Raw genomic sequence first — 1,086 nt, forward strand, 5'->3', positions numbered from 1 at the left:
TGCCCTCGGGTATACTGCATCTCTCACCATTACCCGTGGGGTGTAAAATGGCAAAACCTTTATACAGCATCGAGGCCGAAGAGTCGGTCATCGGTGGCCTGCTATTCGAACCGGCGCGACTTTCCGAAGTTCAGCGCATCATTAATCCTTCCGACTTCTATGCACACCAATTGCGCGCAGTGTATCGCACCATGCTGTCGTTGCGCGCAGAAGGCAAGCCGATAGACCTGCTGACCGTCCGCGACGCTCTGGAGGCTTCTGACGAGCTTGATCGCGTTGGTGGATTTGGTTATCTGGCGGAAATCGCCAAGAACACGCCGAGCGCGGCTAACGTCAGTGCGTATGCGTCCATCATTGCTAAGCATTCCGACTCGCGTCGGCAGATGGATGTGGCCAGTCAGTTGGTGGACGCTATCCGCGATAGCGATGCGGCGCGCATTGATGAGCTGCGCGATAAGCTGTCTAAGTTCAAGCTGTCACGCAAGCGACCGGTGTTTGACTTGGCCAAAGCGCAAGAGCTGTCTATTGGCATGATCACCACCCGGGCGCCGGAGTTGGATTCGGTTTTTGATGAGTGTCTTCCAATGGCCGAGCCTGCGCTGCTGACTGCGGGCGGCGGTACCGGTAAATCATTCACCACGGTGCAGATGGGGATCAGCGTGAGCACTGGTCGACCGGTATTTGCTGGAGAGTTCGGAAACCTGACGCCGAAGCGCAAAGGAAAGGTGCTGATTATCGGCGGCGAGGACGGGAATAGTGATTACCATCGGCGCTTGCAGGGCGTACTGCAAAACATGCATCTTGGTCCAATGGAGATGGAGGATTTAAAGCGCAATCTGATTATCACCTCTCTGGTGGGCGAAGACATGCGCATCATTGCCGAAGACCGCGGATCCGCAGTGGCCACCGACATGGCTGACCGACTGGTGGAGACGCTGGAGAATTTAACCGACCTTCGGATGATCATCATCGACCCGCTGATTCGCTTTTATGGCGCCGGAGAGAACGATAACCACTCAGCTACGATGTTCATCAACCAGATTAACCGCATTTGCCGCGGTACCGGCGCGGCGGTGTTGTTGGTTC

1 protein-coding gene is annotated in these 1,086 nt (G+C 55.9%); it reads left to right on the top strand.

What is annotated here, in order from left to right; translation table 11 throughout:
* Positions 1-47: 47 nt before the first annotated feature.
* Positions 48-1,086, top strand: a 1,039-nt coding sequence (locus ACRDDY_RS10480) for an AAA family ATPase (protein WP_438564899.1), incomplete at its 3' end; no start/stop codon positions are given.

It is taken from the genome of Clostridium sp., from assembly GCF_051656525.1.
Classification (GTDB): domain Bacteria; phylum Bacillota; class Clostridia; order Clostridiales; family Clostridiaceae; genus Clostridium.